This window comes from Streptomyces sp. TE5632 (assembly GCF_054061295.1).
On record NZ_JBSSEA010000002.1, the window covers coordinates 453,663 to 477,319 of the forward strand.

Here is a 23,657-nt window from a genome sequence, read left to right on the forward strand (position 1 = left end):
CCCATGTGCCGACCTGGTGGACGCACAACGTGACCCAAAGGGCCGGATCGGTAACGATCGTCTCGTACCGGTTGCCCGGCCCGGTAAAGTTCCTAGTCTGCGGGCATGTCCCTCTTCAGCAGCCGTACCAGTAAACGTCCCCGAATCGTCCCCGCCCTCGACGACGCCGACCTCACGCGCGTCCTCAAGCAGTTGAACAAGCGCGGGGGAAGCGTCAAGCAGGCGGAGGTGACACTCGTCGCCACGCTTCTCGAGGAGACCGGGGGCGACTGGGACCGACGCGGCCACCGTGTCTCCGTACTGGCCGACTCCACGGTCGAATCGGGGTCGGATCTGGCGTCCGCCTGGCTGGCCAAGGAGCCGGAGAACCCCGACGCGCTGATGTTCCACTCCAGGGTCGGCCTGGCCCGCGGCCTGCGGGACAGGCACCTGGAGGACGCGGGGCGGTTGGTGACCCAGTGCCATCGGGCCGCGGAGCTGAATCCGGCGGATCCGTTGCCCTGGGTGACCCTGCTCGGCATGGCCCGGATCGAGCGGTACGCGCAGAGCGAGGTCAACGCCATCTGGCGGGAGGCCACCGGACGCGACCGCTGGCACCGCGAGGCGTATCTGCAGATGCTCGCCCACCTGTCGCCGGAGGAAGGCGGTTCGAGTGCGGCCGTCCTCGACTTCATCGACGTGGTGCGCGCCCGTATACCGGCCAACGCGCCGTGCGCCGCGGTCGAGGTGACCGCGGCCGTGCGGCAGTACCAGGGACTGGTGGCGCAGGGCGGCGTCCGGGCCATGACGGCAGGCCAGCTGTGGGGGGGCGGACAGATCGCGGCCTCACTGGAGCAGGCCGCCTCCCTCTGGGCGAAGCCGGGATTCTTCCAGCACGCGGCGGCCCAGGCGGATCTGAACGTGCTGGCGTACGCGCTGTGCGCGGCCGGCCGGGCCGCCGACGCGTACCCGGTGTTCCAGGCGCTCCAGGGCACGGTGACCCCGTGGCCGTGGAACGACGACGGGCCGGCGGTCCAGCGGTTCGAACAGCACCAGGCCAAGGCGGAGCGGGGGCGGCAGGGCGGCTTCGGAGGAGCCTGACGCCCCGCTCCACGCGTCTCGTCAGCCCCGGCGCCGGGCCAGGACGGCCGCGACGGCGTCGTGCAGCGCCGTCGCGGCGTCCGGAACGGCCCCTTCGGAGCGCCACGCCACGAACCCGTCGGGGCGGACCAGGACCGCGCCGTCCTCGGTGACGCCGTGGGCCTGCGCCCAGTTCACATCGGCGTCCGGCGTCAGGTCCGCGGTCGGACCGCTGCCGATCCGGTACGAGTCGAGCGGCGCCGGCAGGCGCTTCGCCACCTGCTCCGCGGCGGTGTGCCAGGCGCCGTCCTCGGAGCTGAGCAGCACCAGTGACCGCTCGTAGAGGTCGATGGTGGAGACGCGGGTGCCGGCGCGGTCCAGCCACAGGTGGGGGGCCCGGCTGCCGGGCTCCCCCGCCAGCTGCAGGCCGCCGGGGACGACCGGCGCCGCCGGGTCACTGCCGAGGACCGCGCCCCGCGGATAGCGGTAACCCAGCGCCACGTTGAGGATTCCGCCCTTCGGGCCCTTGCTTCCGGCGTCCGCCGCGGGTGTGTAGCCGGGGTGGCTGTGCTCGACCGAGCGGTTCGAGGCGCGGGCGCTGGTCGCCTCCGCGACCGGACGGCGCTCGGCGTCGTAGGAGTCCAGCAGTCCGGGTCCCGCCCAGCCGCCGAGGACAGCGGCCAGTTTCCAGGCCAGGTTGTGCGCGTCCTGGATGCCGGTGTTGGAACCGAACGCCCCGGTGGGCGACATCTCGTGGGCCGAGTCGCCGGCGAGGAACACCCGGCCGTCGGCGTAGCGTTCGGCGACCCGTTCGGCGGCGTGCCACGCGGCCCGGCCGGTGATCTTGACGTCGAGGTCGGGGGCCCCGATCGCCCGCCGGATGTGGGCGACGCACCGCTCGTCGGTGAACTCCTCGAAGGTTTCGCCGTGTTCGGGGTGCCAGGGGGCGTGGAACACCCAGTTCTCGGCGTTGTCGACCGGGAGCAGCGCCCCGTCGGCCTCCGGATTGGTGAGGTAGCAGAGGATGAACCGCCGGTCGCCGACGATGTCCGCGAGGTCGCGGGAGGAGAAGGTGACGCTCACGTTGTGGAACAGGTCGCCCGGTCCGTTCTGTCCGATGCCGAGACGCTCCCGGACAGGGCTGCGCGGGCCGTCCGCGGCGACCAGGTAGTCCGCCCGGATGATGGTGTGCTCGCCGGTCTCCCGGCTCTTGACCCGCGCCGTCACACCGTCGCCGTCCTGGTCGAACGACATCATCTCGGTCGCGAAGCGCAGGTCGCCGCCGAGTTCACGGGCGTGCTCGAGGAGCACCGGTTCGAGGTCGTTCTGACTGCACTGGCACCACCCGCCGGGGCTGAACCGGGCCAGTCCGCCGCCGGGGTCGATCTCCTTGAAGAGCCACTCGCCGTCACCCTCCACCAGGCTCGGCGTCTGCATGATCCCGTGGTTGTCCGCGAGGACCGACGCGACCTCCCTGATCTGCTGCTCGACTCCGGCCACCCGGTACAGCTCCATGGTGCGCACGTTGTTCCCGCGCCCGCGCGGGTGGATCGACGTTCCCGGGTGACGTTCGACAAGCGTGTGCGGCACGCCCAGACGCCCCAGGAACACGGACATGGACAGGCCCACCAGGGAGCCGCCGACGATCAGGACGGGCGTGCGGTGGCCGATCTCGTCGGCCGTTTCCGAACGGTTCATTGGACTGCCTCCAGCCTCGCCCGCGACGGGCGGTGGAAAAGGACGCCGGATCCATGCCCGGTGCGGGCCGTTCCGCGTCCTGGAGGCACCCGGTTGACGCGGGGTTCACCCACCTGCCCCGTGGCGCTCGCGCACATCACGGGGCACGCCGACGATCGGTGCAGGGCGACCCCGGACCTTCGGATGCGGCGGCCGTTCCCGACCTCCAGTGAAAAACCTTCCGTGAAGAAGAGGAGAGGTGCGCCGGATGACCACCACGGGACGCACGACGGACCGCACGACGGGCCGTATGGCGGGACGCATACCGCAGTCGGCGTTCGACGGCTCCAGGCTGCGGGTGATCCTGATGCTCGACCTGTACGACGGGGCCCAGGAGCAGTTCCTCGACGCGTACGAGCACATGAGCAGCATGATCGCGTCCGTCCCCGGTCACATCAGTGACCAACTCTGCCAGTCGATCGAGAACCCCTCGCAGTGGCTCATCACCAGCGAGTGGGAGAGTGCCCCGCCCTTCCTCGCCTGGGTGAACAGCGAGGAGCACATCGAGACCGTCCGCCCACTGCACAGTTGCGTCCGCAACACCCGGTCGATGCGCTACAGCGTCCTGCGCGAGATGCGGGAGGGCCGGCCGCTCACCGGGAAGGCCGCCGCGGACTTCCAGGCGCAGGCCCGCGTCGGTGAGGGCGTGGCCCGGCACGCCCTCACCTTCACCGTCAAGCCGGGCACCGAGTCCAAGGTCGCGGAGCACCTGGCCGGGTACGCGTCCCCCAAGGTCGCGCTGGACGGTACCACGCGGTTGCGCCGCACCTCCGTGTTCATGCACGGCAACCGCGTGGTGCGGGCCATGGAGGTGGAGGGCGACCTGGCCACGGCGCTGCGCCACGTGGCCGACCAGCCCGAGACCCAAGCGGCCGAAGAGGCCATCAACCCCTCTCTGGAGGATGCCCGGGATCTCAGCGATCCCGGCTCCATGCGGGTGTTCTTCACCAGGGCCGCGCTCCCCGCCGTGCACCACGTCGACAGGGACGGGCCCCGGCCCGCGGACCTGCGGCGGCACGCGCTGTACTACCCGGCCGTCGAGGGCCGCGGGGAGGAACTGGCCCGGTTCCTCTCCCACCAGGACGAGGTCGCGGCCGACGAGCCGGACGGCCCGGTGTACTCGAGCACCGTCTTCCAGCGCGACAACGTCGTGGTCCGTCTGATCGACGCCACCGGCGACCTCGACCTCGACCCCCTCGCGGCGCTCGGCATCAAGGGCGCGGGGAAGGCGGCGGAGCTGGAGCGGCTCCTGAACGGCGCCGCGGTCGGCGTCGAGGGCCCGCTGGACTCGGAGCGCAACATCAACCGGCTGCTGTCGCACGCCGACATGCTGCCCGTCACCGACCGCAGCGCGGCGGATTCCTGACGGCAAACCGCGGGGACGTCCGCGGCCCGCGCGCCCGGACGTCCCCGCCACACCCGGAGGTACCAACCATGTCCAAACAGCATCCACGCATCGTGGACCTGAGCGAGACGGAACCCAACCGACGGCGCGGGGGCGACCTCAGAACCCTGCTCACCCCGGCCACGGTGGGTTCCACCAGCGGCTTCATGGGACTGGCCGTCATCCAGCCCGGCGAGCGCATCGGCGAGCACTACCACCCGTACTCCGAGGAGTTCGTCTACGTCGTCAGCGGCGCCCTCGAAGTCGACCTGGACGGGGAACCGTTCGCGCTCCGGGCCGATCAGGGGCTGATGATCCCGATCGACATGCGGCACCGCTTCCGCAACGTCTCCGACGCCGAGGCCCGCATGGTGTTCCATCTGGGTCCGCTCGCCCCGCACCCGAGTCTCGGTCACGTCGACACCGAGGAGAACGCCGGTTCCGTGGCCGGTCCCCAGCTGACCGTGGGCGGGCCGGGTGTGTCCGGACCGGGGCAGGAACGGCCGGCCGATCGCAGTGAGGCCATAAAATGACCCGGCGAGTGGCCGTCACCGGTATCGGTGTGGTCGCTCCCGGCGGCACCGGAGCGACGGCGTTCTGGGATCTGCTCGCAGCCGGCCGCACCGCGACCCGCGGCATCACCCTGTTCGATCCGAGCGGTCTTCGTTCCCGGATAGCGGCCGAGTGCGACTTCGACCCGTTCGCCCACGGCCTCGACCCGGATCTGTGCCAGCACGCCGACCGGTACATCCAGTTCGCCGCGGTGGCCGCCGACGAGGCGGTCCGCGACTCCGGGCTCGACGCCGCCGGCGGCGACCCCTGGCGCACCGCGGTGTCGCTGGGCAGCGCGGTCGGCGGCACCACCCGGCTGGAGCACGACTACGTGCAGGTCAGCGAGCACGGCACGCGCTGGGACGTGGACCACCGGCAGGCCGACCCGAAACTGCACATGGCGTTCCAGCCGAGCACCCTCGCCTCGGTCGTCGCCGAGCGGTTCGGCGCGCGGGGCCCCGTGCAGACCGTCTCCACCGGTTGCACCTCCGGCCTCGACGCGGTCGGTTACGGCTTCCACACCATCGCCGAGGGCCGGGCCGACGTCTGCATCGCCGGGGCGTCGGACTCCCCGATCTCACCGATCACGATGGCCTGCTTCGACGCCATCAAGGCGACCTCGCCGAACAACGACGATCCGGAGCACGCCTCCCGGCCGTTCGACGCCCGCCGCGACGGCTTCGTGATGGGCGAGGGCGCGGCGGTCCTCGTCCTCGAAGAGTACGAGCACGCCCGGGCCCGCGGCGCGGAGATCCACTGCGAGATCAGCGGGTACGCCACGTACGGCAACGCCTACCACATGACCGGTCTGACCACCGAGGGTCTGGAGATGGCGCGGGCCATCGACAGCACGCTCGACCAGGCCCGTCTCGACCCCACACTGATCGACTACGTCAACGCGCACGGCTCCGGCACCCGGCAGAACGACCGGCACGAGACGGCCGCGGTGAAGCGGTCCCTCGGCGCCCACGCCCACGAGACGCCCATGAGCTCCATCAAGTCGATGGTGGGGCACTCGCTCGGCGCGATCGGCGCGATCGAGGTGGTCGCCTGTGTGCTCGCCCTGAAGCACCAGGTCGTACCGCCGACGGCGAACTACGAGACCCCCGACCCCGAGTGCGACCTGGACTACGTGCCGCGCACCGCCCGTCCGCGGAGGCTGAGGAACGTGCTCTCCGTCGGCAGCGGATTCGGCGGTTTCCAGTCCGCGGTGCTGCTGACCGGGCCGGGTGGGAGGACCCGATGAGCACTCAGCGCACTCAACGCACTCAACGCCTCCGCCGCGCGGCCATCACCGGCATCGGTGTGATCGCGCCGGGCGGACTGCGGACCGACGCCTACTGGAAGTCCGTCAGCGAAGGCATCAGCGTGCTGGACCGGATCACCCGCGAGGGGTGCGGGCATCTGCCGCTGCGGGTGGCGGGCGAGGTCCGGGCCTTCGACCCGACGGCCCTCATCGAAGACCGTTTCCTGGTCCAGACCGACCGGTTCAGCCACTTCGCGATGGCGGCGGCCGCCCTCGCCCTCGACGACGCCGGGCTCGGCAACGGGGATCCCGCGGAGCCGTTCTCCATCGGCGTGGTCACCGCGGCCGGTTCCGGCGGCGGCGAGTTCGGGCAGCGTGAGCTGCAGAAACTCTGGGGGCAGGGCCCGCGGTTCGTCGGCCCGTACCAGTCCATCGCCTGGTTCTACGCCGCGAGCACCGGCCAGATCTCCATCCGCGGCGGTTTCAAGGGCCCGTGCGGGGTGGTGGCGAGCGACGAGGCCGGCGGGCTCGACTCCCTCGCGCACGCCGCCGGGGCGGTCCGGCGCGGCACCGACACGATGATCGTCGGCGCCGCGGAGGCACCCCTCGCCCCCTACTCGATGGTCTGCCAGCTCGGCTACCCCGAGCTCAGCACCGCCGAGGACCCGGACCTGGCCTACCGTCCGTTCACCTCGGACGCCTGCGGGTTCGTGCCCGCCGAGGGTGGCGCCCTGCTCGTCGTCGAGGACGAGGAACGCGCCCGCGGACGCGGGGCGCCGGTGCGGGCCACCGTGGCTGGCCATGCCGCCACCTTCACCGGTGCGTCCCGCTGGGAGGAGTCCCGGGAGGGGCTGGCCCGCGCGATCCGCGGCGCCCTCGACGAGGCGGGCGCGGCCCCGGAGGAGATCGATGTGGTGTTCGCCGACGCCATGGGCGTCCCGGAGGCGGACCGCGCCGAGGCGCTGGCGATCGCCGACGCACTCGGCACGCACGGCACACGGGTGCCCGTCACGGCGCCCAAGACCGGTTTCGGCCGGGCCCACTGCGCGGCACCCGTGCTGGACACGGTGGCCGCGGTGCTCGCCATGGAACACGGCCAGGTGCCGCCCACACCCAATGTGTTCGACATCTGCCACGACCTCGACCTGGTGATGTCGCGTGCTCGGCCCGCCGAGCTGCGCACGGCCCTCGTTCTCAGCAGGGGACTGATGGGCTCCAACGCGGCGCTGGTCGTGCGCCGCGGTGGCGAATCCGCCCGGTAGCGCCGGGCGGGGAAGGAGCAGACAACCCATGATCACCACCGAAGTGACCTTCGACGAACTGGCCGCCCTGATGAAGAAGGCGGCCGGCATCACCGTCGACCCCGCGGAACTCAGGCAGGCGGCGGAGTCCCCCTTCGACTCCTTCGGCCTCGACTCGCTCGGCCTGCTCGGCATCGTCGGCGAGCTGGAGAACCGGTACAGCGGGTCGCTTCCCCCCGACTCGGAGCGCTGCAGGACGCCCCGGGAGTTCCTCGACCTCGTCAACAGCACCCTCAAGGCTGGAGCCTGAAGTGGCAGGACACACCGAGAACAGCATCACCGTCGACGCTCCCTTCGACCTCGTCTGGGAGATGACCAACGACCTCGAGAACTGGCCGCGGCTGTTCAGCGAGTACGCGTCCGTCGAGGTGCTCTCCCGTGAGGGGGACACCACGACGTTCCGGCTGACCATGCACCCGGACGACAACGGGAAGGTGTGGAGCTGGGTCTCCGAGCGCACTCCCGACCGCGCCACCCGGAGTGTGCGCGCCCGTCGCGTCGAAACGGGACCCTTCGCCCACATGGACATCCTGTGGGAGTACGAGGAGCTCCCGGGCGGCGTCCAGATGCGCTGGACTCAGGACTTCGCGATGAAGCCCGACGCCCCGGTCGACGACGACTGGATGACGGACAACATCAACCGCAACTCGCGTACGCAGATGGCGCTCATCCGGGACCGGATCGAGCAGGCCGCCCGCGACCGCAAGGGCGCGTCCGTCACGTCCGGCTGACCGCCGACCCACCCGGAAAGGACCGTCGATGCACCACGCACTCATCGTCGCCCGTATGGCGCCCGGTTCGGCGCCGCGGATCGCCGACGTGTTCGCCGCCTCCGACCGGGGCGAGCTCCCCCACCTGGTCGGGGTGAACCGCCGCAGGCTCTTCCAGTTCGGTGACGACGTGTATCTGCACCTCATCGAGTCCGAGCAGGACCCGGCACCCGCCATCGCGAAGGTGGCCGGGCACCCCGAGTTCCGCGGCATCAGTGAGCAACTGGAGGCGTACGTCAGCCCGTACGACCCCGCGACGTGGCGCAGCCCCAAGGACGCCATGGCGCAGTGCTTCTACCACTGGGAGCGCGGCGCCTGCTCCTGAGCGGGCGAACCGAACAGCCCCGAGGCCGCCGATGCCGCGCATGCCGCGGAGCCGGCGGCCTCGGGGCTGAGCCGTGTGCGGATCACCCGGGTGAGCCGTGGTGCCACGCCACCCGGCGAAGCGGCACGGGCCGCCCGGCGGCAGAGCTCGCCCAGAGCTGCCGCCGGGAACGCGCTCCGCTCATCCGCGCTGCGCGGGCAGGGGCGCGTAGTGGAACTCGATGCCGCACAACAGCACCGTCTCGCCGGGGGAACAGACGATCTCACGCTCCGGCCGGTCGGCGGTACGGCAGCGCAGGAGGATGGGCGGCTGCTCGCGCAGCGGTCCTGGGACGCTCCTGATCCTCACCGATCCGTTGCTCTCCAGCAGCGGGGAGAGGTCCGCGGTGACCTCACGGCGTCCCTGCAGGGGGATCTGCACCTGCTGCCGGGCGTCGACCCCTTCGGCGGACACCAGGCCCCGCACCGGGCGGTACCGGCGCAACAGCAGGACGGTCACCAGGGCGACGGCCAGCAGGAGGGCGCCCAGCAGGGCGGCCCAGCGCACCGGGTCGACGGAGACCTGTGCCGTCCCCCGCACCGCCAGGGATTCCCCGGCGGGGGACGCGGCCAGCCGGGCCGGCCGGTCGACGAACCGCTCGGCGGCCCGCGTCACCGGCGTACTCACCCGGCCGTCGACGGACAGGTGCCAGGTCTCGGTCCTGGGGCCGCTCCCCCACCCCTTGCGACGGGCGGTGGCGGAGCTCAGCGCGAGGTCGATGTCGCGGGACTCTCCGGGCTTGAGGTCGACCGAGCGGGGCAGCTCACCGACCGGCTCGACGCCCTCGGGGAGCCCTTCGATCCGCAGGTCGCCGATGTGCACGGGCAGCGCGTCGGTGGTGGCGGTCAGCCGTACCCGGAGGTCGGATCCGGCCGGCACCGGCCCGCTCTCCGGCCTGTCCGGCCACGAGACGGACACCCCCTTGCCCCGGTCCCCGGCCACCGCGAGGTCGGCCTGCCGCAGGCGGGTGTCGTCCTGAGCCGCCGTCATCGCGGCCCGGGTCCGGGACCCCGACTCGTCCAGCATCCGGTAGCCGGGGAACACCTTGGCCAGGACGTCCTCGACCTCGGCGCCGGGGGCCAGGGCGATTCCGTAGCCGGTCAGGGTGCGGTCGGCGGGCAGTCCCGAGGCCTGCTTGCGCAGGTCGGACCAGCCGCTCGCGGAGAAGTCCCGGTACTTGGGGTCGTCGGGTGCGTGCAGTTGCGCGTCGGACAGCAGCAGTACCCCGCCGACGTCGGTGCCGGCTCTTTGCAGGCCGTCCAGCGCCTGTTCGAAGGCGCGCCCGAAGTTCGACGCGGAGCCGTCGGGGGTGGCGGGCAGCGCCTCGTCGAGTTCCGCGAGCGCCTCGTCGCGGGAGACCATCTCGCAGGTGCGCGCACCGTCGCTGAAGGGGATCAGGCAGACCAGGTCCTCGGGGTGCAGGGACTTCAGGAAGGTGGGAAGCACCGCTCGGACCTTCGCGTACGAGCCGCCGTTCGCCATGGACTGCGAGGTGTCGACGGCGATCGCGTAGCTGGCCCCGCGGGTGCCCACCACCGTGTCCAGGAACTGCTCCAGATCACCGGAGTCCGCGGCCCGCGCGGGGGCGAGCGGGCTCAGCGCGGGCCCCAGGGTGAGGAAGGCGGTGGCCAGCGCCGCGACGAGTGCGCGCCGGGCCGGCCGGGTGGGGTTGTCGTTCATCGGTCGCTGCTCCCTCTGTTCCACTTCTTGTGCTTGCGCGGCGTTCTCGGTGCCAGGTTGAAGACGGACATCAGCCGTATCCGCCGCAGCTCGCGCACCCGGGAGCGGCGGTCCCTGAGCTCCCGCTTCGCCTCTCGGAACACCGGCCCGGCCAGCCATCCGCCGCCGCTGTGGCCGGAGGCGTGGCCGGCCATGATCAGGCTCCTGATCTCGTGCAGGATGTCCGCGGTGACGTCGACGCTGCACTGGTGATCGGTGAGCAGCGTGCGTTCCAGGTGGCCGAAGAGCGCGCCGCGTTCCTCCTCCGGGGCCCTCTCCCACCAGCGGCCGGTCAGTTCGAGCGCCCGGCGGCCCGCGCCGGAGTCCAGGTCGAAGGTGAAGGGCGCCCACACCACCGCGATGTCCCGGGGGGAGCGGAGCTGTCGGACGGCCCCGGCGAGGACGTCCAGGGGGTCGGGTCCGTCGCCGGTCCGGTTGCCGGTGCCGATGACGGGCGGGCGCCCGCGGCCTTCGCGGGGTACGGCCGCCCCGCCGGCGCCGGTCCCGGTGCCGGCCTCGGAGCCGGTCCCGGTCCCGGTGTGCCGTTCCAGGGCGGCCCGGTGCACGACCTGGTCCCGCTGTGTCTGCCGGGCGGCCCGCAGTTGGGTGTTCTGGGCGGCTTCCTGATCGGCGAGGCGCCGGGCCTGGACGGCCCGGTCCGCCTCCAGGGCGTCCTGCCGTCGCCGCCATGCCCCGTTCCGGGCGTCGACGCGGCGGCGCAGTTTCTCCGCGGCCGCCTCGTCCGGCACCCGCAGCAGGACCGTCAGCACGGTGGACTCGCCCTCCTTGCCCCAGGGTTCGCCGAGTACCGGCGTGGCGAGCTCCTCCACGAGCAGTGCCAGGAAGGGCGCCAGCCCCTCCTCCCGGAGGATGCGGTGCAGGCTCTGTGCGTAGGCGTGGCACGCCGACTCCCGCCACGGAGGCCCGGCGGCCGGGGCGCCCAGCAGGCAGCTCAGGACGTCGGCCCGCGCCCGGCAGTGCTGCCACACGTCCGTGTCGGTGGCGAGCAGGGTCCGCAAGGCGCCGCGCGCGTCCGGCCGGCCCGCCGGGTCCCCCGGCTCCGCGGGGTCGCCCGGGTGCTCCGGGGTCCGGGCCGAGGGTTTCCGCGATCCGCCCCGGCCCCGGAAGGAAAGCCTGGAGGTGGCTCCGTCGTCCCCCGTCCGTCCGCTCTCCCCTCGCCCGGCGGCGACGGAACACAGTTGCGGCCACAGCCACCGGACGGCCTCGGCCGTCCAGTCGGGCTGCCTCGAACGGACGGTGGCGGTGAGCACGTGGAGGGCGTCCTCGACGGTGGGACGCGGTTCGACGAGGGCCGCCTTCTTCCGTTCGCCCACCGCCAGCACCGCCCAGGCCCGCAGCCAGGCGGGGGCCTCGTGCGCGGTGGGCTCGAGCAGGGTCAGCCAGTCCGCGAGCCGCCTGGGGTCGGCCGATTCCCGCACGAGCACCGCACGGGTGAGCCGGCGCGTGTCCCGGAGCACGTGCACGGCGTCGGCCCGGCCGTCGGCCACCCTGCCCGGGCCCAGCAGGCACAGGCAGTCGGCCGCGTACCGCAGGCGCTGCACATCGGCCGGTCCCCCGCTCCCGGGCAGCAGCAGCAGCACCTCGGCCTCCTTGCGGCACAGTTCGACCAGCCGCCAGAGTTCGTCCAGCCTGGCGCGGCACGAGGTGCTGTCCGCGGCGGCGGAGACACCGCTCAGCACCACGTTCAGCAGGGCTTCCGCCATCAACGCGGACACCCGCGGTCCCGTCTTCTCGTGCACCCAGTGGCGGCTCAGCGCGTCGTGCACCTCCCGGCCCCCGGGTTCGACGGCGTAGTCGATCCCGCACCTGACGAGCCGTAGGAAGCCCTCGGAGTCCGTTTCCTCGCCGTCCGTCAGGCTGTTCAGCCCTCTGGTCACCAGCTGCACGGACTGCTTCCCGGCCTCCACGGCGTGCACCGCGGCGCGGAAGGGGTCGAGCCGGTCGAGGACGCCCAGGACGGCCCCCGGGTCGGCCGGTGCGACGGAGGCGTCGAACTCGCGCAGGCCGGCGGTGACCGCGTCGCATCCCAGGCCCTCGATCAGGCGGGAGAGCCGTCGCCGGTACTCCTCCGGGGCTCCGGCCGGAACCTGCGGGAGGGTGCCCAGTTCGACGCAGCGGGCGGACGGCGTGTGCGCCGGTCCAAAAGCCAGGTGGGTGTGCGGCTCGTCACCGCCGTCGACGCAACTGCCCACGGCCAGCCCGCCGCGTACCCCGTACGGCAGGAAGCCGACGATCGCGTCGAACACGGCCAGCCGGGCCCGCGCGCCGAGGGAGCCGCCGCCGGTGATGACGACGGGACCGCCCTGCAGCAGGAGCGCGGCCACGGCCACGGCCCAGTGCACGGCCGCGGCCCGCCGCCGGTCGCTGCCGCCGGCGGTGCCGGGCACATGGTCGGCGATGGTCTCCAACCCCTCCAGCAGGCCGTTGCCGGCCGGAGCGGGCACCTCCAACGGGATGGTCTCGTCGTGCTCCGGCGGCAGACGCAGGGAGGCCACGGCGTCCCACAGGGTGACGTACTCCACCCGTCGGCGCACCAGTTCGGCGGATTCGAGCAGCACGTAGCGCGTCGGCGTGATGTCCCGGTTCGCGCCGTCGCGCAGGGTGGAGGACTCCATCACGGAGATGCCCGTCCACTGCTGGTCGGTGAAGGACAGGCCCACCACGGAGACCCAGGGCAGCCGGTCGCGCGTGGCCGCCGCGGAGGGCGGGTTGCCGAGGCCGGCGTCGGTGATGTAGTCGGAGAACGTGGCGCGGCGCCGTGCTCCTCCGGTGCAGCGCAGCACGTCGTACTCGTCCAGTGAGCCGGCCTGTTTGCTGTACCAGGCCCACCATGCCTTCACGGTGAACGTGTCGTTCACGGACGGCTCCCGTTCCGCATGCCGAGCAGCAGGGCCACCAGCGGGTCCATGACGTTGTACGGGCGGAGCGGGCCCACGATGCGGTACTCCCCGTCGACGACGTTGACGTTCCCGAAGCGGCGCAGGTCGATGGATCCGCCGGGCATGGTGCCGAACCCGATCGCCGAGGTGGTGAAGAAGTGGAGGCGCGCGGGATGGAAGTTGGCACGCAGGGTCTGCCCCACCAGTCGCATGGTGCTGCCGTGCAGGTCGTCGGCGAGCCAGTCGAAGAAACCGGCGGGGTCGGACACCACGGGCACGCCGTTCGGCCCGAGGTCGGTCCAGCCTCCGCGCCGGGCCCGGTCGAAGACCTCCGGGTCGTCGAACTTGGTGAGGCACACGGCGAGATGGTGCGGAAGATAGGGTCCGTCCAGCCGGTTCTCCTGCATGCAGAGCCGGGTGATCCGGGTCAGGGTGCCGTTGAGGTAGGCGAACGAGTCGCTGTCCTGCGCCTCGCGCAGCGGGTCGAAGAGATAGACGAGTCCCTGTGCCCTGGCCAGGTGGTCTATGCTCCGGGCGGCGATGCCGTCGCTCCTGAGATCCTCGTAGGCGCCGCCGGGCACGTCGAGCACGCTCAGCTCGAACTCCAGCCGGTTCGCGGGCCGCCTGCGCCACAGGCGGCGCCTGCCGAAGGCGGTACCGCTCAGGTCACCGCGAAAGCGCCAGGCGTACGGGCGCACGGCCTGGGTGGCCGGGGGAAAGACCTTGTCGATCGCCAGCTTCCGCGCCGTCTCCACCAGAAACCTCTCCGACACGTCGTCGGACGGCACCACCTGCCAGCGTCCGAACGGCCCGGCCGGGTCGAGCGCGGCGAGCCGGAGGGCGCCCAGGAACGTGGTCTTGCCCGAGGCCGGGGAGCCCCAGACGCCGATCCGGGTCGACACCTCCCTGGTCTGCGGGGCGGGGGCGAACTCGACGGGTGCGGCGTGGGCCGGCTCGCTCTCGGCCTCCTCGGCCTCCCCGTGCTGATCGGGTTTCTCAGTCCGCTCGTCCTGCTCGACCGGCGCGGCACGGATCTCGGATCGCCAGAGGTGTTCCATCGGCACCGGCCCGGCTTCCCGGAAGCGATCCGCCGACGACAGGGACGGTGGGAACCGGGTCTCGTCCGGATCTTTTTCAGTCATCGTGCTCACTGTCCTTCTGGCTGAGTGGTACCGCCGGCGAACCGAGTCGCGCGCCATGGCGGTGGGCGGGTCCGCGGACCGCCGGTCCGGTGGCCGGGTCGGTCAGCAGCCCGAGGGCTTCGGCGGGGTGGCCCAGGGTGCCGTTGACGCACGAGGCGACGTCGTCGGGTGTGTGTGTCCCGAGGGTGAACAGGTGGTCGCGGCCGAGGTCGCGCCAGATCTGCCGGAGCCGCTCGCGGGTCCTGGGCCGCCAGCTTCCGGAGGTGTCCACGCCCGCCGTGTCGCGTACGCCGATGACGGTCAGGTCGGGGCAGGTCACCGTACGCAGTCGGTGCAGGGCTTCCTCGTAGTCGTACCGGTCGGGGCAGGGCAGGCTGAGGTCGGCCTGCTGACGGGCGGGATGGGGCGGCCTGCGGGCCAGCACGATCAGCAGGTGCCGGGCCCCGTCGCGCCAGTGCCGCCAGTGGGCGGCCGCGTGCAGGGCGTCCTCGAGCGGCGCACCGTAGTCGTGGCGTACGGGCCGTACGGGGAAGCGGCGGACCGCCTCGGCCGCTGCCTCGGCGGAGCCGGGACCCCAGACGCTGAGGACGGCCCCCCCGCCGTGTCCCGCGCGCACGGGAAGCACCTTGTGGTCCTCGTATCCGACGAGTCCGACCCGCAGGCCCTTCGGATCGCCCCGGCCTTCCGGACCGCCCGTCCCCGTTGCGCCTCTCGCGCCGTGGCGGCCGGGCTCGGAGTCCGGGGGGAAGGCGTTCCCGAGGTGCCGGAGCACCGACCGCAGGAAGCGGACGCGGCGCTCGGACTCGTCCTCGGTGCCGCCGAGTTCGAGCAGCAGCAGCACATCGGCCGCGGCGGCTGCGGACCCCGCTGCCCGGGCGGAGTGCGACGGCGTCCGTCCGTTGCGGTCCTCGGTGAACGACTCCGGCTCCGTGAAACGGAGTTGCCCGTTGCTGTCAAGGGCCACCGTGACGGTGGTCCGGCCTCCCGGCCGCACCCTCGCGCGTGCGGCGCGCAGCACCGGCCAGTCCTCGGTCCGGACTCCTTCCCTGGCCGCCACCAACGGCAGGGCGAAGACGCCCTCCCCCCTCCGGCCGACGGGAACACCGGTACCGGTGTCCGCACCGACGCGCGGATCCACATCCGTGTCCGCATCCGTGTCCGTGTCCGTGTCCGTGTCCGCCAACAGCTCGACGGAGGCGAACAGTTCGCCTTCCCGGGGCAGGGTCGTACCGCCGGGGAAGAGGATGCGGGCCTCGGCGGCCGTCCGCCGGTCCGGCGGGCCACCGCGGGCGGGACGGGTGAGCAGGGCGTAGCCGTGCCGCAGCGGAACCCGACGGCAGACGCTCGCCACGATGTCGTCCAGGGTGCGCGTGTCGGAGGCGTCCAGCAGCATCCGGGCCGCCGCCGGCGCCCTGGCCGTCAGCGCCTGTGCCGCGTAGCCCGGCCAGCGCCAGCCGTGGGCCTGGCCGACGAGGATCAGCGGCACCGCGCGGCCCTGGGCACGTGCGGCGTGCAGGGGGGCCAGCGTCGTCGCCAGCGCACGGTGGACTGCGGGCTCCCACGCCTCGTCGGTGGCCCGCGGCACCCCATGGGTCCCGTAGGGGGGTGCGGCGCCGATGCCGCCGGCCAGCAGGAAGGCGCGTTCCGTCGTCGACGCGGGCAGCCAGGGCACGGCGTCCGGCCACCGTACGTCACCGCCCGGGGAGTCGTGCGTCCATCCGGTCCCCTGCGGGCAGCGGCCCAGCTCCCGCAGGGCCAGCCCGGAGACGGAGATCCCGAGGACACAGACCGCGTCGTACTCTCCGGCCGCGAGCGCGGTGAGCACGGACAGGGCGCCGGTGGGGCTGCCCGGGTCGGCGTCCTTCCACTCACCCGGGCCGAAGGGGTCGAGGGAGCCGAGCGGGCGGGGGAAGCGCGGGCTGCCTCCGGGCGCCGTTGCGGGGGCGCGGCGGATCAGGGGGCGCAGGCAGGTGTCGACGGTGCCGCCGGGCGGCACACCGCGGGCCCGGCCGCTCGCCGTCATGTGCCGGGTCGCGAGGACGGCCGCGGCCATGTCCCAGGACCAGCAGGCGGCGATCTCCGCGTCCCGCGCCGTCGGCCCGACGGCCGCCGTCGTCCGCTCCCAGCCGCAGGCCGCACATCGCCGCCCGGCATCGCCCGACCAGCAGACGGGGCAGTGGCCGGGTTGCGTGGCGTCGTCGTGCCCGACGTCCCGGGACCGTGGCCGGATGTGCTCGGGTCCGTCGCGGCGGACGCTCGTCACGCGCGGCGTCCACGGGCCGGGGCGGGGTCACCGCTCACGGCTGCCGGTCCGGTCCCCGGCCACCTGTCGCTGTTCACGGTTCCCCCCTCGGACCGCAGTCCCCGCCACCGCCCCGGACCACAGAACCCCCGGTCACGGGCTGTGAGCTGAGAACGCGTCAGCGATCGTAGTGGGACCCTCACCCCTCTGTCAGAGGAAAAGGCAAAATCTCTCATTCTCGTTCCTGATATGCGTGTACATCACAGGGTGTGCAGATATGACGGAGTTCAGTCCGCGGCCCGAGACCTGCCGCCGGTCAGGGACAGCCTGCGCACCGCGCCGTCGAGGCCGACCGCGATCAGACCGTCCTCGACCGGGCGCAGTCCCGAGACGTAGGGCAGTTCCCAGCGTCCCAGCGGACGGCCGTCGTGGGCTCCGAGCAGCCGGATCCCGCCCTGGTCGGCGACGCACACGGCCGAACCGTCCACGAGGACGTCCAGGGCACACGGGGCCACCCCGCCGAGCACCGACGTCGTCCACAGCGGGCGGCCGCCCCCGGCGTCCAGAGCGGTCACCGACCCTTCCGTGGTCGCGACCACGACAGCCCCGTCGCATCCGACGGCGGCCAGGTGCACGGTGCCGCCGACCGGCGCGGCCCACACGTGCTCTCCCGTCACCCGGTGGAGCGCGTACACCCTCCCGTCCGCCCCCGGCACGACGACGACCTCGTCGAGCGCCGTCACGCCGGCCGGGCCGGCGGCACGCAGGTGCACACTCCACAGCCGGCTCCCGTCGTCCATCCGGCGGCACACCACCTGGCCACGGTCGGTGCAGTAGACCGCCCTGCCGACGGCCACCACCGGCCGCCCCGTCACCGCTCCGGCGTTCTCGACGGCCCAACCGCGGTCCCCGGAACGGAGGTCGAGGGCGTGCACGCGGGTTCCCTCGGCCACGAAGAGCCGGTCCGGGTCGTCACCGAGGGCCCCGGACCAGCCGACCGCGTGGACCGCCGCGGTGTACCGGTGCCGTGCGTGCGCGGGGCCGGCCGCGGCCAGCCGGACATGGTGCACCGCTCCGTCGGCGGCGCCCAGGACCACGGCGTCCCGTGCCGGAACCAGCCCTCCTCGCACCGGTGCGCCGAGGTCCAGGCGCCACAGGGGCCGCCCGCTCCGGTGCTCGACGCCGTAGAGAACCCCGCCGGCCGTGGCGATCAGCACCATGTCCCCCATCAGCCAGGGGGGAACGCGCAACCAGTCGTGGCAGTGCCACACCCATCGCTCACCGGCGGCGGGTGCGGGCACCGGGGCAGGGGCAGGGACGGGCACCGTCGGGGCGAGGCTGTGGTCCGCCCTGCTCCCGGGGCGCGACCGTACCCGCTCCCTCGTCCCGTCCGGTGCCCGCCCGCTCTCCCGTTCCCCCGTCTCCTCCTCCCGCGCCAGGCGGTCGGCGCACGGCCCGATGAGGGAGCGCAGCGCGTCCAGGTGACGCCTGAACACACTCAGCGCCGCGGGCGGGTAGGGGATGCGGTCCGCGTCCGTCGCGCGGGCCAGCGCGGCGCGCACGTCGTCCATCGTCGGGCGCTCGGTGTCGGTGAACCGGAGGCACGCGGTGACGATCTCACGCAGCGGGCCGTCCTCCAGGCCGGTGATGTCCGGTGGCTCCGTCAGGGCCCGCAGCCGGATGTCGAACTGGTTGTGCCCGTTGTAGGGGGGATGCCCCGTGGCGGCGAACAGGAGGGTCGCGGCGAAGGCGAAGACGTCGGCGGGCCCCTGCGCGCGGCCGAGGCCGCTCGCCTGCTCGGGAGCGGCGTACTGGAAGCTGCCCATGGCGTCCGCGGTGACGGTCACACCGGGTTTGGCGGCGAGCCGTACGAGGCTGAAGTCGATGATCCAGGGGCGGGTAGCGGTGACGAGCACATTGCTCGGTTTCAGGTCCCGGTGGTAGAGCCGGGAGCCGTGCAGGTCGGCCAGGGTGCCCGCCAGGCGGCGGCCGAGTACGAGCACCGTGTCCTCGGGCAGCGGGCCGGAGCCGTCGACCAGTTGTTGCAGTGAGGGGCCCGGGATGTACCGCGTGGCCAGCCAGGGGCGGCGGGCGTCCGGGTCGGCGCCCAGGAGTTCGGGGATGCCCTCTCCCCCGGCCCGGTCGACGGCCTCGATCTCACTGTGGAAGCGGGGCCTGAGCCGCTCGGACTCGGCGACGTCGGTGCGGATGAGTTTGACCGCGGCGAACCGGTCCCGTCCTCCCGGTTCCTCCCGGCCCAGGAACACCTCACCGAATCCGCCCGCGCCGATCCGGGACAGCAGCCGGAACCGGCCCAGCTGCCTGGGGTCCTCACGTTTCAGTGTCTCCATCGAGGGCACCGGTCAGGCCTCTCCGTGGATGTCGGCCCCGTGGCCCGGCCGGTGCCGCGCCCCGTCACCGCCGGGAAACGGGGCGGGGGTGGTGCGCAGGGCGAGTGCGCGCAGCATGCCGTCGGTGCCCAGTTCCTGCTGCAGCAGCCGCAGTCGGGCCAGGTGGGTGCGGGCGGTCGGGGAAAGGGGCTCGGGCGGGATTCCCTCGTCCACGACACGCCGCCGTGGTGACGACGCCTTCGTGTAGCAGATCCAGGGCATGTCCTCAGTGGCGTCGGGGGCCCAGGTCGCCGCCGTCAGCGTGGCCCGGTGTCCGTAGGACAGCAGGGAGACGACGGCGTCGATGACACCGATCCGGTCGAGGGCGAACCGGTCGCCCGGGGCCCGCAGGGCGACCGGCGCCTCCAGTGCGACGGCGGCGGTGGCGGCCGTCCAGCCGAAGCCGGCCTTCTCCACCAGGCGCGTGGTCCGCTCGATGTGGTCGGCCTGCGCCGTGAGGAGCACGGGGGCCGGCGCCGGGTCCTCGTCGGCCTCGGTGGGCAGCGGTACCGGCCGTACCGCGTTCCACAGGGAGACCAGTCCCAGCCCGTGCCGGGCCAGTTCCTCGTAGGGCAGCAGGAAGCACCGGGTGGTGGCGGAGCGCCGGCCCGAGGAGTCCCAGGTCGCCTCCGCGAAGCTGTTCCAGTCCGTCACGGAGACGGTGATCCACCTGCTCGCGGTGTCCTCCCCCGCGGCGCCGCAGACGCCGAAGGAGATCCAGGGGAGCACCTCGCCGGGGCGTCCCGCGGTGGACCAGGGCGGCGGGGTGCCGAACAGCGTTGCTCTGATGACCCGTTCGAACCACGGCACGGCCGAGGGGCCGTCGCTGCACCGCAGGACGCGGTAGTCGCCGCTGTCCCCCGGCGGTTTCGACAGCACCGCCCAGCGCGCGCGCAGACGGAGAGTGGGGGTCATGTCAGTTCCCTCCCGAGGCGCGCCCCAGGGCGATCAGCGGTTCCAGCACGTTGACCGGCCGGGCGGGTCCGCGCAGCGCGGGCAGGCCGTGTTCGTCGTGGGTCTGGTTCGAGCAGTCGTCCAGGTTGAGCGTGCCGCCGCGGGTGCGGTGGAAGCCGATCGCCGACACCGCGTACCAGAGCACGTGGTCCGGGAGGAAGTACGCCTTCGTCAGCGCCCGCGCCCGCGCCACATAGGCGGAACGGTCTGCCAGCCAGCCGATGTAGTCCTCCGCGTCGACGGCGGGTACGCACGGGTCCCCCTGCGTGTTCTGACCGACCCAGTTGCCGCGCCGGGCGCCCTGGAAGACGGAGGGCTCGTCGAACTTCGTGACGCAGAAGGCGACGCGGTGCGGCAGGCGTCCCCGCACCAGCCGGCCCTGTTCGTGGAACTCCTGCAGCAGTCGCTCCAGGTGGGGGGCGAGGAACTCGGCCTGGGGGCCGCTGCCGGTGGGGTCGACCAGGATCACCAGATGCCCGGCGCGGCCCAGGTGCGCGTCGAGGATGTGGTTGTCGCCGTAGTTCTCCCGTTGGTACTCGTGACCGCCGACGTCGCAGAAGTCCAGTGCGAAGTCGATCCGCTCCGGCCGCCGCCCGCCGGCGAGTTCGGCGCGGAAGACGTACGAGAACGAACTCGGGCCCAGCGTCGCCTGGGGAAACTGGCGCGCCACCGCCAGGGCGTAGGTCTGCTGCACGAGGAACTGCTCGGCCCGCTCGCTCTCGGCGATGACGTTCCAACGGCCCAGGTCCGAGGGCGCGCCCGCGGCGGCGAGTCCCGCGGCCGCCAGGAAGGTCGTCTTGCCGCTGTGCGCGGCCCCCAGGACGGCGATGGTGTGTCTCGTCTGCCGTGCCGCGCCCTCCCGCGTGGCGCGTTCCCCGGACCGCACGCCGTCCCCGGACCGCATGCCGTCCCCGGGCTCCGCGGTCTCGGGTACCGGAGAGGGCGTACGGTCGGCCGCCGGGGCCGGCACGGGGGCCTTTGGGACCCGCGGGGGCGGGGCGGGGGCGGCTTCGCCGGTCCGGTGGTCGAGTCCGTCGACGGCCGTCTCGATGCGGCGCACCGCCCCTTCGTAGGAAGGGCCCATCCCCCGCAGGATGCGGGCGGCGATCTCCGCGAACGGGCGGGTCTCCGGGTCGATCTGACCGATCAGGCGGGCATCCCGTGGGGAGGCCAGCAGCGCGGGGAAGGCGAGCGAGGCACGGCCCTGCATCCTGGCCACGTACACGGACACCGTCTGGAAGACCCGCACCGCTTCGACCCGGTCCATGCTCTCCAGCAGGATCTGCCGGGCGTCCCCGGTGAACTCGTAGGCGGGATCGTCCGCCGGTGTCCCGACGCCCTCCCGCGCGCGCCGGGTACGCAGCAGCCCGCTGAAGAACACCTCCGCCAAAGGGGTGGGGTCGTAGGGCTCCTTGCGCCAGTTGCTGGTGACCATGTGCGTCAGCCACATGGTGGACAGGCTCAGCGGCACCACGGCAAGGCTGCGCAGCAGCCGCCGGGCGCGTTTGCCGGCGACGGCGTCGAAGTCGTCGAGCAACTCACCGGCGGTGGCCGTGCTCAGCGGTACGGCATCCGGGGCGATGTCCGACGTGGCGCCCGACACGGTGCCCGGCCGGGTGCCCGAACCGGGCGCGGCGTCCGGGGCGGTGGGAGGGCCTTTCCGCCCGCGTTCCGGGCCGGGGGCGACGATCCAGGCCGAGGCGGACACCGTGCCGTCGTACGCCCCGGTGACCATTGCGGCCCAGCGGTTCAACGGTCCGGGCGCGAGGGGTACGACGGGGACCGCGTGCGGGTGGCCACCGGAGGGCGGGCGGCCATCGGGCCAGAGGTCCCCCAAGGACCAGCCGGCCGGCGTGAACCGCCGCGCGAGGCCGGTGAACCGCCCGGGCCGGGCCCCCTGCGTCTCCGGGTGGAAGGACACCGGCAGCGGGTCGATCCCGGTGCGCCCCCACAGATAGCGCGGCAGCAGATGGACGATCACCACCGGTCCGTACGAGGACAGCAGATGGACCTGTTCCGCCATCCGGCCGTCGTGCCAGCCGGGCCCGACGCCATCGGTGACCAGGGCGATCAGGCGTCTGCCGTCGGGCTCCAGCAGCGTGCGCAGGCTGCCGGAGCCGCCGTCGGCCGCCGAGGGCACGGTGCGGGCGGTCCGCGAGTCCAGCCGACGCACGGTGATCGACCGGAAGGCGCCGTACTGGGCGACGGCTCGGGCCAGTTCGCGCAGCAGCGGCGTCCACAGCCGCATCGACGAGCCGGTGTCGCACACGAGCGCGAGGTCGAAGTGCGGTTCCTCGGCGGGTTTGACCATCGGCACGACCATGCCGGTGGCCGCCGCCCACTCGGCGGTGGCCACCTCGTCCACCACGGTCCGTACGGGTGAGGGGCTGGTACGGCGCAGGGGGCGAAGGGCGTTGCCCAGCCCCGGGCGGCCGGGCAGCATCCGGGGTGGCAGGGGCGCGTCGACCAGGGCGGTGATCTCGCCCGCTCCGGTGAGCAGCGGCTCGGCGTCCCTCAGCCACAGCCCCATGTCCGCCCGGTCGCCCGATGCCCGGCCCGTGGCACCGGTTCCCGGGTCCGTACCGTGGTGCGCGGGGGTCCCGCCGCCCGGTGCGGGACCCGTGGGCCGGAGGTCGCGGCCCGGGCCGCCCGTCGTCGACGGCGCGCCGGCCTGGGGCAGTCGTGCGGCCAGCCAGGCGATGTCGAGGACTTCGCTCAACCCGATTCCGGCCGGGGAGTCCAGCAGTGCCCTCGCGACCTCCGGGTGCACCGTGTCACGCCCCGGAGAGCGAGTGGAACACGGCGTTCGCGATCGTCTCCATGTCGTCCGGTCCCAACTGGGCCGTGAGCCTGAGGCGTACGGCGTTGATCAGCTGGTCCGGTGAGAGCTGGCGGCCGGCGGTGGTCAGTCCCTCGTACTGTTCCAGGATGTCCTCCACCTGGGAGAGGTCCTTCATCTCGGGGACGTGCGCGCGGAGGATCTCGTGGAGACGAGTCCCCTCGGGACGTTTGAGGGTCAGGAAGAGGCACCGTCGGCGGAAGGCCGGCGGGAACTCCCGGTCGCCGTTGCTGGTGAGGATGACGATGGGGAACTGCGCGCACCGGACGCGGCCGTCGTGCACGGGTACCCGGGCGTTTCCGTCCCCACTGAGCACGTGGACCGGTGACTCGGCGACCCGGCGCAGCTCGGGGATCTCATAGCCGCCGGTCTCGAAGACGTGCAGCAGGTCGTTGGGCAGATCCACGTCGCTCTTGTCGATCTCGTCGATCAGCAGCACACGGGGCCGGCGTCTGGGCAGCAGCGCGTCGCCCAGCGCGCCGAGCCTGACGTACTGTCCGATGTCCTCGTGATCGCCCTCCGCCCGGTCGCCCTGCGGGCGGCCGGGCACGTCCTTGCGCAGGTTCATGTCGTGCAGGCGGCCCAGCACGTCGTAGTCGTAGAGCCCCTCGCGCAGGGTCGACCTGCTGGTGATGCCCCACCGCAGGACGGGACCCAGGGCGAGCTCCCGGGCGACGGAGGAGGCCAGGGTGGTCTTTCCCGTCCCGGGCGGACCGGTGACCAGCAGGGGCCGGCGGAGCTGGATGGCGGCGTTCACCAGGTCGTGTGCCTCCCGGTCGCCGCGGTAGGCGACCGCCCCCTGGGTGTCCCACCACTCCTCCTCCTCGGTTCCGGGCGGCGGCACCGGGAGACTGCGGTGCGTGGGGTCCCGCTCGCGCAACGAGGCCTCCGCCCAGGGAGGCACCAGCGCCCGCAGTCCGAAGGAGCGCCAGGGCGGGGGCTGGGGAATGTCCGGGACCGCACCGCCCGGAGTCCGGGGCCCGCCCCAGTGCCCCCGGTAGACCCACCAGTCGGGAGCCGTCGTGCCGGTGGCCGTCCCTTCCGTCATTGCACTTCCC

Annotated in this window: 17 protein-coding genes; 8 read left to right on the forward strand and 9 right to left on the reverse strand. The window is 73.1% G+C overall.

Annotated elements, in window-relative coordinates; translation table 11 throughout:
• Positions 1 to 105: 105 nt before the first annotated feature.
• A complete protein-coding gene (locus ACVW19_RS04170; protein WP_457456661.1) occupies positions 106 to 1,080 on the forward strand; it encodes a hypothetical protein in 975 nt (324 codons plus the stop codon).
• A gap of 21 nt (positions 1,081 to 1,101) precedes the next feature.
• On the opposite strand, the gene ACVW19_RS04175 is transcribed toward ACVW19_RS04170, so the two are convergent.
• Positions 1,102 to 2,757: an FAD-dependent oxidoreductase gene (locus tag ACVW19_RS04175; protein ID WP_457456663.1), complete on the reverse strand. Its 1,656-nt coding sequence runs from the start codon at positions 2,755 to 2,757 to the stop codon at positions 1,102 to 1,104.
• 247 nt (positions 2,758 to 3,004) lie between these two features.
• Between ACVW19_RS04175 and ACVW19_RS04180 the strand changes: the two genes are divergently transcribed.
• The 7 genes from ACVW19_RS04180 to ACVW19_RS04210 all read left to right on the forward strand — a co-directional run bounded on the left by ACVW19_RS04180 (position 3,005) and on the right by ACVW19_RS04210 (position 8,374).
• A complete protein-coding gene (locus ACVW19_RS04180; RefSeq protein ID WP_457456665.1) occupies positions 3,005 to 4,162 on the forward strand; it encodes a SchA/CurD-like domain-containing protein in 1,158 nt (385 codons plus the stop codon).
• Between the two features lie 68 nt (positions 4,163 to 4,230).
• A complete protein-coding gene (locus ACVW19_RS04185) occupies positions 4,231 to 4,713 on the forward strand; it encodes a cupin domain-containing protein (protein ID WP_457456667.1) in 483 nt (160 codons plus the stop codon).
• Positions 4,710 to 5,978 carry a beta-ketoacyl-[acyl-carrier-protein] synthase family protein gene (locus ACVW19_RS04190; RefSeq protein WP_457456669.1) on the forward strand — a complete coding sequence of 423 codons (1,269 nt, stop codon included), beginning with the start codon at positions 4,710 to 4,712 and terminating at the stop codon, positions 5,976 to 5,978. The genes ACVW19_RS04185 and ACVW19_RS04190 overlap by 4 nt, the downstream gene beginning before the upstream one ends.
• On the forward strand, positions 5,975 to 7,240 hold the full coding sequence (locus ACVW19_RS04195) for a ketosynthase chain-length factor (RefSeq protein ID WP_457456671.1): 1,266 nt from the start codon (positions 5,975 to 5,977) through the stop codon (positions 7,238 to 7,240). The genes ACVW19_RS04190 and ACVW19_RS04195 overlap by 4 nt, the downstream gene beginning before the upstream one ends.
• Before the next feature lie 28 nt (positions 7,241 to 7,268).
• Positions 7,269 to 7,529 (forward strand): acyl carrier protein, encoded by a 261-nt coding sequence (locus tag ACVW19_RS04200; protein WP_109382202.1) that lies wholly within the window; start codon positions 7,269 to 7,271, stop codon positions 7,527 to 7,529.
• Between the two features lies 1 nt (position 7,530).
• The gene (locus ACVW19_RS04205; protein WP_457456673.1) at positions 7,531 to 8,010 is read left to right on the forward strand and encodes an SRPBCC family protein; all 480 of its coding nucleotides are present in this window, start codon (positions 7,531 to 7,533) and stop codon (positions 8,008 to 8,010) included.
• A 28-nt stretch (positions 8,011 to 8,038) separates the two neighbouring features.
• A complete protein-coding gene (locus ACVW19_RS04210; RefSeq protein WP_457456674.1) occupies positions 8,039 to 8,374 on the forward strand; it encodes a TcmI family type II polyketide cyclase in 336 nt (111 codons plus the stop codon).
• A gap of 180 nt (positions 8,375 to 8,554) precedes the next feature.
• Here the strand turns inward: ACVW19_RS04210 and ACVW19_RS04215 are convergent, their stop codons facing one another.
• The 8 genes from ACVW19_RS04215 to ACVW19_RS04250 all read right to left on the reverse strand — a co-directional run bounded on the left by ACVW19_RS04215 (position 8,555) and on the right by ACVW19_RS04250 (position 23,647).
• Positions 8,555 to 10,093, reverse strand: a complete 1,539-nt coding sequence (locus ACVW19_RS04215) for a VWA domain-containing protein (RefSeq protein ID WP_457456676.1) — start codon at positions 10,091 to 10,093, stop codon at positions 8,555 to 8,557.
• A complete protein-coding gene (locus ACVW19_RS04220) occupies positions 10,090 to 13,011 on the reverse strand; it encodes a hypothetical protein (protein ID WP_457456677.1) in 2,922 nt (973 codons plus the stop codon). The genes ACVW19_RS04215 and ACVW19_RS04220 overlap by 4 nt, the downstream gene beginning before the upstream one ends.
• Positions 13,008 to 14,174: a hypothetical protein gene (locus ACVW19_RS04225; protein WP_457456679.1), complete on the reverse strand. Its 1,167-nt coding sequence runs from the start codon at positions 14,172 to 14,174 to the stop codon at positions 13,008 to 13,010. The genes ACVW19_RS04220 and ACVW19_RS04225 overlap by 4 nt, the downstream gene beginning before the upstream one ends.
• Positions 14,167 to 16,437 carry a hypothetical protein gene (locus ACVW19_RS04230; RefSeq protein WP_457456681.1) on the reverse strand — a complete coding sequence of 757 codons (2,271 nt, stop codon included), beginning with the start codon at positions 16,435 to 16,437 and terminating at the stop codon, positions 14,167 to 14,169. The genes ACVW19_RS04225 and ACVW19_RS04230 overlap by 8 nt, the downstream gene beginning before the upstream one ends.
• A 266-nt stretch (positions 16,438 to 16,703) precedes the next feature.
• Positions 16,704 to 18,767 carry a protein kinase domain-containing protein gene (locus ACVW19_RS04235; RefSeq protein ID WP_457456682.1) on the reverse strand — a complete coding sequence of 688 codons (2,064 nt, stop codon included), beginning with the start codon at positions 18,765 to 18,767 and terminating at the stop codon, positions 16,704 to 16,706.
• Positions 18,768 to 18,779: 12 nt separating this feature from the next.
• The gene (locus ACVW19_RS04240) at positions 18,780 to 19,721 is read right to left on the reverse strand and encodes a hypothetical protein (protein ID WP_457456684.1); all 942 of its coding nucleotides are present in this window, start codon (positions 19,719 to 19,721) and stop codon (positions 18,780 to 18,782) included.
• Between the two features lies 1 nt (position 19,722).
• On the reverse strand, positions 19,723 to 22,530 hold the full coding sequence (locus ACVW19_RS04245; protein ID WP_457456687.1) for an SAV_2336 N-terminal domain-related protein: 2,808 nt from the start codon (positions 22,528 to 22,530) through the stop codon (positions 19,723 to 19,725).
• A 4-nt stretch (positions 22,531 to 22,534) separates the two neighbouring features.
• Positions 22,535 to 23,647, reverse strand: coding sequence for an AAA family ATPase (locus tag ACVW19_RS04250; RefSeq protein ID WP_457456689.1), 1,113 nt, complete (start codon positions 23,645 to 23,647; stop codon positions 22,535 to 22,537).
• Positions 23,648 to 23,657: the final 10 nt, after the last annotated feature.